A 14,200-nucleotide genomic window follows, 5' to 3' on the forward strand; every position below is an offset into this window, starting at 1 on the left:
ACGGATTGGGTCTGGCCGGTCCAGCGTAATTGGCCTCAGCCCAGGCGGCGGAAGGTCAGGTAATGCGGGGTCCGCCCCTCTCGCAGGGCCTTCTGCTCGTACCGCGTGGAGATCCAGTCATCCCACGGCTTGCGCCAGTCGGTTGGGCCTTCGGCCAGCCATTCGAAACCTGCCTTTGGCACTTCCTCCAGGGTCTGGCGCACATAGTCCGGGATATCGGTTGCCACCCGGAAGATCGCGCCCGGCTTCAGGCAGCGGGCCAGCGGCTCCAGATGCTCCTGCGTCACAAAGCGGCGGCGGTGGTGGCGCGCCTTGGGCCAGGGGTCAGGATAGAGCAGGAAGGCGCGGGAGACCGATGCCTTCGGCAGAACATCCATCAGATCGCGGGCGTCGCCCGGATGCACGGCGATGTTATCCGCGCCCGCGTTGCGGATCTTGCCCAACAGCATCGCCACACCATTGATGAAGGGCTCCGCGCCGATGATGCCCGCATCCGGGTTGCCGGCCGCCTGATGCACCAGATGCTCACCGCCGCCAAAGCCGACCTCCAGCCAGACGTCCTTGCCGCCGAACAGCGCCTCAAGGTCCAGTGGTTTGCGGTCCGGGTTTTCGTCCCAGCCAACCGCTCCGGGGCTAAGGCTGGCCAGGTCCTCGTCAAGGTAGCGCTTTTGGCTGTCCTTCAGCGTCTTGCCTTTGAACCGGCCATAGAAGTTGCGCCAGGGCGCGCCGCTGGCGTGTTTATCGGCAGCGTTTTCAACTGCGGGCCGGGTTTCCTTGGACTGGTCGTCGCGGGGCTTCTGGTCGCCGGACATGCGTCTGGGCTCCTGTTCGAGGCGTCTTTTGAAAGGCTGGCCGCCCCTGTGCCGCAAGCAGGCCCGCGGGTCAAGCCATCTAGGGCTGCTCACCCGGCTTCAATTCGCGCAGCACCCCTGCCGCGATCAGCCGCAGGCGGCTGGGGTACCATTCCCCGTCCGGATCCGTGCGCAGCGTTTCGATGGCAAAACCCGGATCGACCCCGCGTGCCACCATATAGCTGAGGTGCTCGTAAACTTCGCTCTGGGTGTCCTCGTAGATCCAGGAGCCGAACTCAAACGGTGTTGCCCAGCGGCGGCGCTTGCGTTCGCTTCGGTAGTATTTGTGCACGGCCTCGGAGGGCCAGTTGCGCTGGTGGAAGCCAATGCTGGAGCCGATTGTCATCCGCCGACGCTCGCCCGCGAGAAACACGTCGACACAGGCGCTGATGCAGGTACCGTCAACCAGTGTGTCCAGCCCGTATTCCAGCACCAGCCCGGCGATTTCCTCTCCGGCATAGACGCTGCCGCCGACGCTGTTGAGCTGCAGTTCAGTAATCTCAGGGCTTTTCTTCAGAATATTCCGCAGGTGCGATACGTCCTCTTCGGTGATTTCCGCCAGCTCGCCTGTCACCTCTGTTTCGGTGTCGTAGACCAGCGTCTTGCCTTGCAGGCTGAATTTCTGCGGCAGCACCTCCTTGGCGGCAACGGCGGACGCCAGAAACAGGCAGATCGTTAGAGGAATTAAGCGCAGCATCGTGGCTCCGGCAGCTGAATGGTCCCTGCGCGGAACTATGGCGCAGGCTGCCGTTTCACTCCACCCCGAACACAAGTGGTGAAGACGAAGCCTAAGGATTCGGGCGAGCGTGCCCGCAAAAGAAAGGAGCGGGCACCGGGACCCGCTCCTTTTTAGGCAATTTCCAGCTTCAGACGGCTCTCTTCAGCGCCTCGGCCAGATCGGTTCGTTCCCAGCTGAACCCCCCGTCTGCTTCCGGCTCGCGGCCAAAGTGACCATAGGCCGCCGTGCGCTGATAGATCGGTTTGTTCAGCCCCAGGTGCGAGCGGATGCCGCGCGGTGTCAGATCCATGACCTGGTCGATCGCCCGTTCGATCGCCGCCGGGTCGACCTCTCCGGTGCCGTGGGTTTCAGCATAAATCGACAGGGGCTTGGACACACCAATCGCATATGACAGCTGGATGGTGCATTTCTCTGCCATGCCCGCGGCTACCACGTTCTTGGCCAGGTAGCGCGCCGCATAAGCCGCAGAGCGGTCCACCTTAGTTGGATCTTTGCCAGAAAACGCACCGCCGCCATGCGGGGCTGCGCCGCCATAAGTGTCGACGATGATCTTGCGGCCGGTCAGACCTGCGTCGCCATCCGGGCCGCCGATCACGAATTTGCCGGTCGGGTTCACATGCCACTGGGTGGCACTGGTCAGCCAGCCCTCGGGCAGGGTTTCGCGGATGTAAGGTTCGACAATGGCGCGGATGTCATTCGAGGTCAGCGATTCATCGAGATGCTGAGTCGACAGCACCAGAGAGCTGATGCCCACCGGCTTGCCGCCTTCATAGACCACCGACAGCTGCGATTTGGCATCCGGACCCAGGGCCGGTTCGGTGCCGTTCTTGCGCACTTCCGCCAGGCGGCGCAGAATCGCGTGGCTGAACTGGATCGGCGCCGGCATCAGCGCGTCGGTTTCATTGGTGGCAAAGCCGAACATGATGCCCTGGTCGCCAGCACCTTCGTCCTTGTCCCCGGAAGCGTCCACGCCCTGCGCGATATGGGCGGATTGTTCGTGCAGCAGGTTAGTCACTTCCACTGTCTCGTGGTGGAACTTGTCCTGCTCGTAGCCGATGTCCTTGATGCAGGCGCGGGCGATTTCGTCAATCCGGCCCATGTAATCGTGCAGCTTGTCCTGATCGGACAGGCCCACCTCGCCCCCGATAACCACACGGTTGGTGGTGGCAAAGGTCTCAGCCGCGACACGCGCTTCGGGCTCCTCCGCCAGGAATGCGTCCAGAACAGCATCGGAAATGCGGTCACAGACCTTGTCCGGGTGGCCTTCGGAAACCGATTCCGAAGTGAAAGTGTAGTTCGTACGGGTCATGAAAAGTGCTCCATTGGTTTAGCCTTGCCACGCCAGGAAGCCGTTGTGACAGGTATCAAGCCGCATTACGCGGCTCATCCGCGCAGGTCAATCTATATTCCGGTAGAGTTAAGCAGCTATGACCGCGGCGCAAGAGCGCGGGAGAAAAAGAATACTCCGCCCGCAATGAACATACACAGCAGGAATACAGGCCAATCACCGGTGCGGCTGTAGAGGGTCGGTGGCAGCGGCATAGGCAGGGCTGCGTCAATGTAGCCAGCCTGGCCCAGCGGCAACTGATCCAGAAGCTGCCCGTCAGGTGCAATCATTGCTGAAACGCCCGTATTGGCAGCCCGGATCATCGGCAGCCCCTGTTCCAGTGCCCGCATTCGCGCCTGCACCAGGTGCTGATAAGGGCCGGAACGGGTGCCGAACCAGGCGTCATTGGTGATCTGCACCAGTATGTCCGGACGGGCCGCAGCGGCGTTCACATCCTGCGGGAAAACAGCCTCATAGCAGATCAGCGGCAGCGCGCTGCCGATGGGCAATTCCATCAGCCTTGCCCCCGGACCGGCGGCATATCCGGCCCCGGCCTGGGAAGCGAAGCCGTGGATTCCGAACTGGGCCATGAAGTCGCCAAACGGCACATATTCCCCGAATGGCACCAGATGTGCCTTGTCGTAGGTTGCGGCTGGCAGACCATCTGCATCCAGCAGCACCGCTGAGTTGTAGTAGGCGCCGCCATCCTCCCGCTGGATGCCCAGCAGAACCGGCACACCGCCGGCGCCTTCTGTGATGACCTGCAGAGTATCTTCGGCATAGTTCAGCAGTTGCGGCACCGCGGTTTCCGGCCAGACGATCAGGTCAGGCCGCGGGTCCTCTGAAGAGAACGCCAGCGCGCGGCGAACAAACTCCCACCTGTGGTCCGGGTGCCATTTCTGATCCTGAGGCGCATTGGGCTGGACGATCCTTACTGTCTTTTCAGACGGCCCAGCCAGGTCCGGCGCAGGCACGGCCAGGACTATAGCTGCAGCCAGAACCGGCGACAGAATGCCGGCAGCAGGACTTTTCCGCAGCAGGGCAAGCGGCAGGAATGCAACGAGCGTCAGCAGCGCCAGCCCCTGCGGCCCGATCCACGGCAGAAGACTTGCAGCAGGTGTATCTATCCAGAACTGGCCGAAGGCTGCCCAGGGAAATCCAGTGAGCAGATAAGCGCGCCCAAATTCCGCAAGCGACCACAAGGCCACCAGCATCACAAGTCGCGCGGCGCCATGGCTGAGACGGGCTGCGAGACCGAACGCCGCGCCCCAGAACAGGGCCAAGCCAGCAGCAAGAAAAACCAGCGCAAAGGGCGCCATCCAGGCGTGACGGTCAGGGTCGATCTGAAACGGCTCAAGGATCCAGGACAGCCCAAAGGCAAAGTAGCCCAGGCCGAACAGCCATCCCGCCAGAGCCGCAGCACGGGCAGAGGCTGCCTGCAGCACCAGCCAGCCAGCCGCAGCCAGCGCAACCGGCAGCCCGATCAGCATGTGCCAGGGTGCCAGCGCCAGCGACAGCAGCGCACCGCTGCCAAGGGCCAGCCCCGCCGGGGCCAGCCGGAGCCGGCGTGCAGCCTGCCGCAGCCCGAGTGACATCATGCAGCGGCGTCCGGCAGCCGCACCCGCAGCCGCTTGATCCGGCGCGGATCAGCATCCATGACTTCGAACTCAGCGCCCTCGGGGTGTTCAATCACCTCACCGCGCGCAGGCACACGGCCTGACAGCATGAAGACCAGTCCGCCAAGCGTATCGATCTCTTCCTCGTCCACGTCATCGTGGCTGGTCAGCGAATGGCCGGTCTCGGCCTCGAACTCCGGCAGCGAGGTGCGGGCCAGTGCGATGTAGCAGCCAGGCTTTTCCTCGAACCAGGTCTGATGTTCGTCGGCGTCGTGCTCATCCTCGATCTCGCCCACAACCTGTTCGATCAGGTCCTCGATGGTGACAAGCCCGTCCACGCCGCCGTATTCGTCGATTACCAGCGCCATGTGGCGGCGTTCGGCCTGCATCTTGGTCAGCAGCACGCCGATCGGCATCGAGGGTGGCACGAACAGCAGCGGGCGCAGCATCTTCGAAAGGTCGAATTCAGAAGTGCCGCCGTTGAAACCATGCGTCAGCGAGAAATCCTTGAGGTGAACAAAGCCCAGCGGCGTGTCCAGCGTGCCCTCGTAAACGGGAATGCGGGTAAAGCCGCTTTGCCGGAAAATGCCGACCAGATCATCCTTGGCGACTGTCACAGGCACGGCAGCGATTTCGGCAGAGGGGATAGCAACGTCCTCAACCCGCATCCGGCGCAGGTTGATCATGCCGTGCGGCCCAGCACCCGTTGCAGGCTGTTCGCCGCCGGTGTCCTGTCCGTCCTGCGGATCGGGGCTGAATACGTTGCGCAGCCGCGTCCACAATCCGGTATTTTCAGAGGCCGGCGCTTCCGCCGCCGTGCCATTGATGTCCTGCAGCGCGCCTTGCGCCGCGTTAGAACTGCCTTCTATGTCGCCCATCGGTCCTATCCAAAAACCCCGCTCACGGGGCATCCTCACTCATATATGGGTTCGCGATACCCAGTTTGCCAAGTAGCAGGACCTCAATCCCTTCCATCAATGCGGCATCGCGGTCACGTATGTGATCATACCCCAAAAGGTGCAACAGTCCGTGAATGATGAGATGGCGGGTGTGATCGGTCAGTGCTTTTCCCGCTTCCAGGGCTTCCCGGGCGCAAGTGTCATAGGAAATCGCGATGTCACCCAGCGGGATTTCCCCTGTAAAATCAGCCTCTGGCGCCAGCGGCGTGCCGCCGTCCTCCTCGGCCGCCAGCTCTTCCGCCGGCCAGCTGAGGACATTTGTAGGCTGCGGTTTACTGCGAAATTCGGCGTTAAGTTCAGCAATGCGCGGATCATCACAGGCCAGCAGCGAAATTTCGCAATCCTCCGGGTCCAGTGCAAAATGAGCCAGCACAGCAGCAATGGCCTGTTCGGCCAGCGCCTCAAGCCCGGCATCCTGCCAGCGGCTGTCTTCGATAGTGATATCGAGCGTCATGGTACGGCTGCACATGCGGGGGGCAGCCCCCGCACCCCCGGAGTATTTTTGCAAAGATGAAGCCCGGCGGTTTTTTCGTCAGGCGGGTGGCGTGTCCGCGTCATAAGCCTCAATGATGGCAGCCACAAGCGGGTGACGCACCACGTCGCGGGCCGTGAAATAGTTGAAGCTGATCTTGGGGATTGTTTTCAGCAGCCGTTCGGCGTCCGCCAGGCCGGACTGCACCCCGCGCGGCAGGTCGACCTGCGAGCGGTCGCCAGTTATCACCATGCGCGAACCCTCACCCAGCCGGGTCAGGAACATCTTCATCTGCATGGTGGTGGCATTCTGCGCCTCATCCAGCACCACAAAGGCATTGGACAGAGTGCGGCCGCGCATGAAGGCCAGCGGTGCGATTTCAATCCGCTTGTCCTCAATCAGCTTGGCCAGTTGTTTGCCCGGCAGAAAGTCGTTCAGCGCGTCATAGAGCGGCTGCATGTAGGGGTCGACCTTGTCCTTCATGTCGCCCGGCAGGTAGCCAAGTTTTTCGCCGGCCTCCACCGCAGGGCGGGACAGGATGATGCGGTCGACATGGCCGGTGATGAACATCGAAACGCCCACAGCAACCGCCAGGTAGGTCTTGCCGGTACCCGCCGGGCCGATACCGAAGGCCAGTTCGTGCTCGAACAGGGACTGCACATAGGCCTTCTGCGCCTCGGTGCGCGGCTCCACCAGTTTCTTCCGGGTCTTGATCTCCACCCGGCCGCCGCGGAACATTTGCAGCTGTCCGTCGGGTTCAGCATCGTCGGTGTCCGGCCCCATGCGCAGTTCCCGGTCGATGTCGCCGCTTTCGACGCTGCGGCCGGTTTCAAGCCGGTCGTAAAGCGCGGTGAGCACACCCGCCGCCTGCTCCCGCGCCGAATCCTCACCCATCACTGACAGCTGATTGCCGCGGCGGACAATCTGCACGCCCAGTTTTTGTTCGATGTCAGCCAGGTTGCGGTCATATTCGCCGCACAGGTCGATCAGCAATCGGTTGTCAGGAAATTCCAGCAGCACTTCGTGGGTTGCGGTCTGGGTCTGCGGGTCATTCAGGGCACTGATGGCCAAGCTGATCTCCTCAATCTGGCGTTGCCCTTTCAGTCTGCCTCCGCCGCAGCATTTGCGCAAGCAGGCGCTGCATAAAATCACTTCATTGAAACAAAACAGCCGCCCCGGACGGGCGGCTGCAATTCACGCTGTATGCAATTCTCAGATCGGGTCGCCGAAGGTCGATCCCTTCTTGAATGGGCCAGTTGCCACATTGCGCGGGAGGTCACTGTTGCAGACCGGCTTGCCGTCAGGCGTGCGCCGCAGGTCTGCATAACCTTCCAGGCCATCATCGATGATCCAATGCTCGCAGCCTTGGGGATCGACCCAAATACCAGCTTCGAGATTGGACAAATGTTGAGACTTGCCATCAGCGACATGACCGTCGGTAGTCTTGTTAACCGCCGGAGTACAGGCAGAAACACCTGCGACTGCGGCAAGGAGAACGGCTGCTTTCACTGTTTTCATCATCCCTCTCCCTCAGCGCAGGCAGTAAATTTCGACGCGGCGGTTTTGCGCCATGTTGGCCGCGCTGGTGTTGGGCACCCGCGGGTCCCGTTCACCATAGGCGCGGACATCATTTATCCGGGCGCCAACCGATCGGGCAACCTGGGCCACAGCATTGGCACGGCGCTCTGAGAGGCGAATATTGTATTCATCGGAAGCGCGGCTGTCGGTGTGGCCCGCGATCACAAAGGACCGTGCACCATTCGACCTGGCCTGCTGGAAGAATTCGCCCAGCCGCTGCCGGCCGGCGGCATTGATAAAATGCTTGTCAGTGGCAAAGAATTGATCGGTCGGCATCACACCGCAGATTTTCCCGCGGCGGCAGACAGGCTTGCCGTCCGGAGTCACATGCGGCGTCATGAACCCCTCGGCCCCGTCATCCATCACCCAGTGTTCGCAGCCGTCCGGATCAACCCAGATCGTGGGCACATAGCGTTCGCCCTTGATCGTGCGCTGCCCGGTTTGCGCGCTGGCAGGCGCGGCAGCGATGCTGAGCGCAGCCGTGGCAGCGGCAGCCAGCGCCATCGCATTGTTCAGTTTGAGTATCATCACAACCACAATTCCTTTACCTAAAGTTCCCCCCCAGGGTGTTGCCGCGCACAAGCGGCCACCGTTCAGGCCATAAGAGCCAAAATACCTGATAGGGACCGCGTATACATGCTAATTTTATTAATATTCCGCGCAAATTAGGCACCCACCACGAACACTCAATGAATTTTTTAAAAAATTGTTTACAAGAGCAAAGCAATGAAGAATCGCCTGAATAAGGCGGCCTGTCACGAGAGGACGGTCCACGAAAAAGCCGCCAAGGGATTCGGCCGAAATCCTGCTGATTAGCCGATCAGTTCACCAGCAAGAGAATTGGCGCCGGAAGACACGATCCGGACCCGAGCAAGATCACCAGTCTGGCGATTGCATTTCGCAACATGCACCGCGTGCAGATAGTCGGATTTGCCAACCATTTGACCCGGCAGGCGGCCTGCCTTCTCAAACAGCACACCAACCTCTCTGCCGACCATGCTGTCCTGAACCTCGCGCTGCTGCCTGGTGAGCAGGGCCTGCAAGCGCTGCAGCCGGTCATCTGCTGCCGCCGGGTCGACTTGCGCGCGCTCTGCAGCCGGCGTGCCGGGACGGGTCGAGTATTTGAAGGAATAGGCGGTGCCGTATTTCACCTCCTCAACCAGATCCATGGTGGCCTGGAAGTCTTCCTCGGTCTCTTCCGGGAAGCCAACAATAAAGTCTCCGGAGATCAGGATATCCGGACGCGCGGCTCGAATGCGCTCGATCAGCCGGATGTAGCTTTCGGCGGTATGTGAGCGGTTCATCCGTTTGAGGATCTTATCGGACCCTGCCTGCACCGGCAGATGCAGATACGGCATCAGCTTGGCGCAAGTGCCGTGCGCCTCAATCAGGTCGTCCTGCATGTCGTTGGGGTGCGAGGTGGTGAAACGGATCCGTTCCAGACCGTCGATTTTGTCCAGCTCCCAGATCAACTGTGCCAGAGTCAGGTCGCCGTTGGGACCGGCGCCGTGGTATGCATTCACGTTCTGTCCCAGCAGGGTGATCTCACGCACGCCACGCTCCACCAGGTCTTGTGCCTCACGCAGGATGCGGTCCGCAGGGCGCGAGACCTCGGCTCCACGGGTGTAGGGAACAACACAGAAGGCACAGAATTTGTCGCAGCCCTCCTGCACCGTCAAAAACGCGGTTGGGCCGCGTTTGGCCTTGGGCCGGTTCTTGAGCTTTTCGAATTTGTCTTCCTCGGGGAAATCGGTGTCCAGCACCTTTTCCCCTTCACGCGTCTTGGCTTCCATTTCCGGCAGCCGGTGATAGCTTTGGGGGCCAACCACCAGATCGACCAGCGGCTGACGGCGCATGATCTCTTCGCCTTCGGCCTGGGCAACGCAACCGGCAACACCGATCTTCAGGTCCGGTTTTTCAGCCTTAAGCCCCTTGAAGCGGCCAAGTTCGGAATAGACTTTCTCCGCTGCTTTTTCCCGGATGTGGCAGGTGTTGAGAAGGATCATGTCGGCGTCATTTGCCGATTTAGTCTCCACGTACCCCTCACCGCCCAGCGCCTCGGCCATACGTTCGCTGTCGTAGACATTCATCTGACAGCCATAGGTCTTGATAAACAGCTTCTTCGGGGCGCTCATGCGGGTCAGCCTTCCAGCCAGGGTGGGTAAACAGCGGCTTGCAATACAGGCAAATGCCGTTGCTTGCAATGCAGCGGGATTTACCCGATTTTAGCAGCAAAGGCCAGAAAGGCAGGGCAGACCGGCATGATGTATTCTTCGCTGCAGGATTTCCTGAAAGAGGGCAAGCCGCTGCTGGCCAAGGGGCCGGTTGCACTGGTTTTCATCGAAGATGAGGTGGAAATCGCCACCACCCTGCGGCACCATTTGCAAAGCGGCTTCAAGGCGGTCGTAGCACTGATGCCGGATGCCTTTGACCTGCCGCAGGATGTGCGTGCAAGAGTCCACCGGGTCCCCTTTGATTGCGGACCTGAGGGGGCGGTGACCAGCGCCGTCAATGCTGTCATTGCCAGCGCGCAGCCGGGCTGCTGGCTGTACTACTGCTACAATGCGGAATACCTCTTCTATCCATTCTGCGAATCCCGAGGCATCGGCGAGATGCTGACATTCCACACCGAGGAACGCCGCGATGCGATGCTCACCTATGTCATAGACCTTTATGCCGGCGATCTGACTGAGAGCCCCACAGCGGTATCGCTGGAGAAGGCCTATCTCGACAAGTCAGGCTATTACGCACAGTCACGCAAGGATCCGGAAACGGGTCATCCGCGTGAACGGCAACTGGATTTCTTTGGCGGTGTGCGATGGCGCTTTGAAGAGCACATTCCAGCCGCCAGCCGCAAGATCGACCGGATTTCACTGTTCCGCGCTAAGCCTGGCCTGCATCTGCAGCCGGATCACACCTTCGACAATCAGGAATACAATACATACGCTTGCCCCTGGCACCATAATCTGACCGCCGCGGTCTGCTCCTTCCGCACTGCAAAGGCTCTCAAGCGCAACCCTGGCTCCACTTTTGATATCGAATCTTTCCGCTGGCATAACTCGGCACCATTTGAATGGCACTCGCGCCAATTACTTGACCTAGGACTGATGGAACCAGGTCAGTGGTTCTGAATGGGCCGGAAAGCCGGAGGTTTCGTACCCTGCATTATGAAGAAGCCAATCACAGAGAGTTTCGCCTGGTACCGCACGGTCCAGCGGCCAAACTTCGGCTATTGCTGATGAATTTGGCAGGTGGTTTGGATCCGCAGGAGCACGCCAAGTGACGCTCTGCATAGCAACTTGCAGCTGTGAGGATGCTTCCTCAGACGGCAGCTGAGCGAAGGCAGAATGCAACAATTGATGAGCAGGCACGCCGCGCGCCTGCCACCAGGCTAACCTGCTTGCAGCGGCTTTCGCTCCGCTTGCCAATCACGGGCCCATGCCAGGAAGCGCTTGCGGTCCATTGGGCGTCCAAAGGCATAACCTTGCAGGATGTCAGCGCCGATTTCAGAAAGAACCTCTGCCTCGCCGGCGGTTTCCACCCCCTCCACAACCGCTGCTGCTCCGGCGCTGGCGGCCATCTCGATCAGTCCGCGCATCAAGTCGCGGCGGGCCGGCTTGCAATCAATGCCTGTCGTGAACATGCGGTCGATTTTCAACCTGTCGGGCTTAAGCGCCAGCACCCCTGCGATGCTGGCATGTCCTGTTCCGAAATCATCAATCTCAATGCCGATACCCATCGCCTTAAGAGCGTCAATCTGCTTGCCATAATCGTCATTAACATGATCAAGAAAAACCGTCTCGAGAAGCTCGAAGGCGAGGCCGCTTGCCGGGATGTCCGTGCGCTGCCGCAGCTCCTCGATCAGACCGGGGTGGCCAAGCCGCTCTGCAGAGACATTCACTGAGATACTGGGCATTGCAACCCCCTGTTGCTCAAACTCCCAGTAGGCGGCCAAGGCGATATCCAGCACCCGCCGGTCCAAGTCCGCCAGCATGTTCACCTCCCTGGCGATCGGCACAAAGACGTCAGGGCCGACAATGCCGCGGCGGGGGTGGTTCCAGCGCGCCAGGGCCTCGCACCCTGCTAGCACCCCTGTTTTCCCGTCGATCTGCGGCTGAAAAGTAACTTCAATCTCGTTATTGACGAACGCCTGTTTAAAGTCCCGGATGAGGTCCATCTTCTCATCATGTGCAGACCCGATAGAGGCGGAGTATGCGTTCACGCAGGATCGCCCGTCGGCCTTCGAGGCATACAGCGCCAAATCAGCCCGCCGCAGCGCGGACAGCAGGGTTTCATGCGGTTCGCTAAGAGCAAAACCAATGGACGCCCCGACCTGGAGATCGGCATCCTTGTATCTTACCGGCTGAAGCAGCTCGAACAGAAGATCCGAGCAGAATTCAAATGCCTCCGCCTCGCTGCCGGCAAACTCCATCAGCACTGCAAATTCATCCCCTCCGATACGGAAAGCAAAGTCGCGCCCGGCGTGGATCTTACCGGAAATCCGCTGCGCCGCGTGTTCCAGAACCAGATCACCGGCCTCATGCCCGTAAGTGTCATTGATCTCTTTGAACCGGTCCAGGTCCAGCGCGACAACCAGTGTGCCCGCCTGCTGATCCGCCGCCGGAGCGGACGCAATTTCCTCCAGGTGCTTGCGGTTTCCCAGCCCAGTGAGCTTGTCATGCCGGGCCGACCAGGCGCTTTCCTCCTGCGCCTCCCGCATCGCCTCAAAGGCCTCTTCCGCCAGCACCCGGCTCATCCGTTCTTTGCGGATCGAGTCCACACGCAGGCTGATTTCATCTTCGACCCGGTCCAGCACACGGTTGTAACGGAACGCCAGCACTCCCAGATCAGTGGACCGTTCGACACGCACTCGGCTGCTGAAAGACCCGGACCTCTGATGCCGCTTCATCTCCTCCAGCATTTCCAGCAGCGCATTTCGCTGGTTGTTTTCAGCCAAGTTCAACCCCCGCACCTCGTCTCTGGGACGCGCTCGCAGCAGTCCAGCAGCTTTGAGAATTGTAGCAAGCGGAACCGTGCACGAGATGACCCAGGCTGCTACAGCAGCAGCCCCCAAGGCCTGAATTCCGAGCTGGCCCAGCCTGCTCCCGGCAGGGAGCAGCTCCAGCGGGACCGTGAATGCCACCGCGAGCGTGCCGACCAGCCCGGCTGCCAGATGTACCGGTACCGCGCCCACCACATCATCAATTTTCAGTGCATCCAGAATGTCCCGTGCGACGATCACTGTCACCGAACCGACGACCCCTATCAGGAAGGCCATCGGCCCTGTCACAAGATGGATACCCGCGGTTCCTGCCACCAGCCCGCCGAGAAAACCGTTGACCAGGATTTCAGCCCGGACGCAACGGAACAGCCCTAGTCCTATGATTATGCTGGCAATTCCCGCTCCCGCTGCCGACAGCATAGTGCGGGCGATCACCGGACCCACATTTGTGCTGAAAGCCAAAGCTGAGCCGCCGTTGAACGCGCCCCATCCGACCCACAGCAACAACCCGCCAAGGGTCACGAGGGAGATGGAGTTCTCTTCGAAAAACCGCTTCTTCGGCCCATAGCGGCCCAGCCGCGGCCCCAAGAGAACGACTGCCACCAGCGCTGTCCAGCCTCCGACACTATGCACCACTGTCGCGCCGGCAAAGTCGATGAAGCCAGCCTGCCGCAACCATCCGGCCTCATTCCAGACCCAATGCCCGGCAACAGGATAAATAAAGGCCCCGAGCATCACGGACATCACTAAGTAGCCCAGAAACCTCTCCCGCTCGGCCACGGCACCGGACACAATCGTTGCAGCTGTGGAAGCAAAAGCCATCTGAAACAGGAAAATTGCGGCTGAATGGCCTGCGGAGTTGTCGAGCTGTGGCCAGAAGCCGCCGGTCCCGAACAGGCCGCCCAAGCTGGGGCCAAACATCAGACCGAATCCGGTCAGCCAGAATGCAGTGCTGACCACGCAGACATCTGACAAGTTCTTGAGTGCGACATTTGCCGCATTCTTTGCCCGTACCGTGCCAGATTCCAAGCATAGAAACCCAGATTGCAGCACAAGCACAAGAAGCGCGGAAAACAGTATCCAGACAGCGTCGGCCTCAGACATTAAACAACCCCAAGATTAAAAATAACACTCGCTAAAGGCGTATATTAAATATCAGACGTCAAAAATTGGTTTCCATGATTTAGCACAGCTCAGGCCGGCCCTGGACTTCTGTGTTCATTTTTACTTGCCGGAATTCCACCCAGGCGCTTCCCGCACAAATCCGGCACCTGGCGCCGCTTAAGTTGCGGCAAATGGCAGCTCCACCCAACTCCCGGACGGCCGTGGGCAGCCACGCAACTAACGCCCGCCTTTGCACCGGCAAAGCGCTGCTGTACATGCGAAAGGCGGGCTACCAGCCGGCAATCACAAGGAACTTATGGAAACAAATAGAAATACGCAGAGGAGACACCTATGCCGACCGCGCAGGGCTCCCTACAAGCCTATTTTGTCCGCACTACGCCAAGAGCTTGCCGACAGGGCACCGGCGGCCAAAAGTTCACCACGCGAATCGTGAATTTACCCGCCAAGATGGCAATCGCGAAAAGGGTAGCAGCACTTGAAACCCCGAAATCATTTCAAAAAAGAAGACCCCAGTGCATCCAGAAACTGCCT

The 14,200-nt window shown here is 60.3% G+C and carries 12 protein-coding genes and 1 riboswitch; of the genes, 1 reads left to right on the forward strand and 11 read right to left on the reverse strand.

Translation table 11 applies throughout. From position 1 onward, the window contains the following. Positions 1–35 precede the first annotated feature (35 nt). From trmB to miaB, 10 genes are all read right to left on the reverse strand, one after another. Positions 36–812: a tRNA (guanine(46)-N(7))-methyltransferase TrmB gene (trmB, locus tag RA24_RS13295; protein ID WP_039147389.1), complete on the reverse strand. Its 777-nt coding sequence runs from the start codon at positions 810–812 to the stop codon at positions 36–38. Between the two features lie 79 nt (positions 813–891). Further along, on the reverse strand, positions 892–1,548 hold the full coding sequence (locus RA24_RS13300) for a COG3904 family protein (RefSeq protein WP_039147392.1): 657 nt from the start codon (positions 1,546–1,548) through the stop codon (positions 892–894). A 169-nt stretch (positions 1,549–1,717) separates the two neighbouring features. Then, on the reverse strand, positions 1,718–2,899 hold the full coding sequence (metK, locus tag RA24_RS13305; protein ID WP_019297666.1) for a methionine adenosyltransferase: 1,182 nt from the start codon (positions 2,897–2,899) through the stop codon (positions 1,718–1,720). 6 nt (positions 2,900–2,905) lie between these two features. After that, positions 2,906–2,954, reverse strand: a riboswitch (SAM-SAH riboswitch). A gap of 61 nt (positions 2,955–3,015) precedes the next feature. Continuing rightward, positions 3,016–4,515 (reverse strand): apolipoprotein N-acyltransferase, encoded by a 1,500-nt coding sequence (gene lnt / locus RA24_RS13310; RefSeq protein WP_039192119.1) that lies wholly within the window; start codon positions 4,513–4,515, stop codon positions 3,016–3,018. Further along, positions 4,512–5,411, reverse strand: coding sequence for a hemolysin family protein (locus RA24_RS13315; RefSeq protein WP_019297664.1), 900 nt, complete (start codon positions 5,409–5,411; stop codon positions 4,512–4,514). Before RA24_RS13315 ends, lnt begins: the two co-directional genes overlap by 4 nt. 22 nt (positions 5,412–5,433) lie before the next feature. Then, positions 5,434–5,946, reverse strand: coding sequence for an rRNA maturation RNase YbeY (gene ybeY, locus RA24_RS13320; RefSeq protein WP_039192478.1), 513 nt, complete (start codon positions 5,944–5,946; stop codon positions 5,434–5,436). A 78-nt stretch (positions 5,947–6,024) separates the two neighbouring features. Continuing rightward, complete coding sequence (locus RA24_RS13325) at positions 6,025–7,035, reverse strand: PhoH family protein (protein WP_029204966.1); 1,011 nt, start codon at positions 7,033–7,035, stop codon at positions 6,025–6,027. A 141-nt stretch (positions 7,036–7,176) separates the two neighbouring features. Continuing rightward, positions 7,177–7,482: a hypothetical protein gene (locus RA24_RS13330; RefSeq protein WP_029204965.1), complete on the reverse strand. Its 306-nt coding sequence runs from the start codon at positions 7,480–7,482 to the stop codon at positions 7,177–7,179. Positions 7,483–7,494: 12 nt separating this feature from the next. Beyond that, positions 7,495–8,070: an OmpA family protein gene (locus tag RA24_RS13335; protein WP_029204964.1), complete on the reverse strand. Its 576-nt coding sequence runs from the start codon at positions 8,068–8,070 to the stop codon at positions 7,495–7,497. A gap of 284 nt (positions 8,071–8,354) precedes the next feature. Then, positions 8,355–9,677 (reverse strand): tRNA (N6-isopentenyl adenosine(37)-C2)-methylthiotransferase MiaB, encoded by a 1,323-nt coding sequence (gene miaB, locus RA24_RS13340; RefSeq protein WP_039192121.1) that lies wholly within the window; start codon positions 9,675–9,677, stop codon positions 8,355–8,357. A gap of 126 nt (positions 9,678–9,803) precedes the next feature. Here miaB and RA24_RS13345 point away from each other — a divergent pair, with 126 nt between their 5' ends. After that, positions 9,804–10,673 carry a hypothetical protein gene (locus RA24_RS13345; RefSeq protein WP_029204963.1) on the forward strand — a complete coding sequence of 290 codons (870 nt, stop codon included), beginning with the start codon at positions 9,804–9,806 and terminating at the stop codon, positions 10,671–10,673. Positions 10,674–10,933: 260 nt separating this feature from the next. Here RA24_RS13345 and RA24_RS13350 read toward each other — a convergent pair whose 3' ends face one another. Beyond that, positions 10,934–13,648 (reverse strand): ammonium transporter, encoded by a 2,715-nt coding sequence (locus tag RA24_RS13350; RefSeq protein WP_039192122.1) that lies wholly within the window; start codon positions 13,646–13,648, stop codon positions 10,934–10,936. Between the last annotated feature and the right edge of the window lie 552 nt (positions 13,649–14,200).

The organism is Leisingera sp. ANG-M6 (assembly GCF_000813905.1).
Classification (GTDB): Bacteria; Pseudomonadota; Alphaproteobacteria; order Rhodobacterales; family Rhodobacteraceae; genus Leisingera.

Bases quoted from the DNA above. Each gene is read 5' to 3' on its own strand.
- trmB (WP_039147389.1), bottom strand. From the start codon at position 812: ATGTCCGGCGACCAGAAGCCCCGCGACGACCAGTCCAAGGAAACCCGG.
- RA24_RS13300 (WP_039147392.1), bottom strand. From the start codon at position 1,548: ATGCTGCGCTTAATTCCTCTAACGATCTGCCTGTTTCTGGCGTCCGCC.
- metK (WP_019297666.1), bottom strand. From the start codon at position 2,899: ATGACCCGTACGAACTACACTTTCACTTCGGAATCGGTTTCCGAAGGC.
- lnt (WP_039192119.1), bottom strand. From the start codon at position 4,515: ATGATGTCACTCGGGCTGCGGCAGGCTGCACGCCGGCTCCGGCTGGCC.
- RA24_RS13315 (WP_019297664.1), bottom strand. From the start codon at position 5,411: ATGGGCGACATAGAAGGCAGTTCTAACGCGGCGCAAGGCGCGCTGCAG.
- ybeY (WP_039192478.1), bottom strand. From the start codon at position 5,946: ATGACGCTCGATATCACTATCGAAGACAGCCGCTGGCAGGATGCCGGG.
- RA24_RS13330 (WP_029204965.1), bottom strand. From the start codon at position 7,482: ATGAAAACAGTGAAAGCAGCCGTTCTCCTTGCCGCAGTCGCAGGTGTT.
- RA24_RS13335 (WP_029204964.1), bottom strand. From the start codon at position 8,070: ATGATACTCAAACTGAACAATGCGATGGCGCTGGCTGCCGCTGCCACG.
- miaB (WP_039192121.1), bottom strand. From the start codon at position 9,677: ATGAGCGCCCCGAAGAAGCTGTTTATCAAGACCTATGGCTGTCAGATG.
- RA24_RS13345 (WP_029204963.1), top strand. From the start codon at position 9,804: ATGATGTATTCTTCGCTGCAGGATTTCCTGAAAGAGGGCAAGCCGCTG.
- RA24_RS13350 (WP_039192122.1), bottom strand. From the start codon at position 13,648: ATGTCTGAGGCCGACGCTGTCTGGATACTGTTTTCCGCGCTTCTTGTG.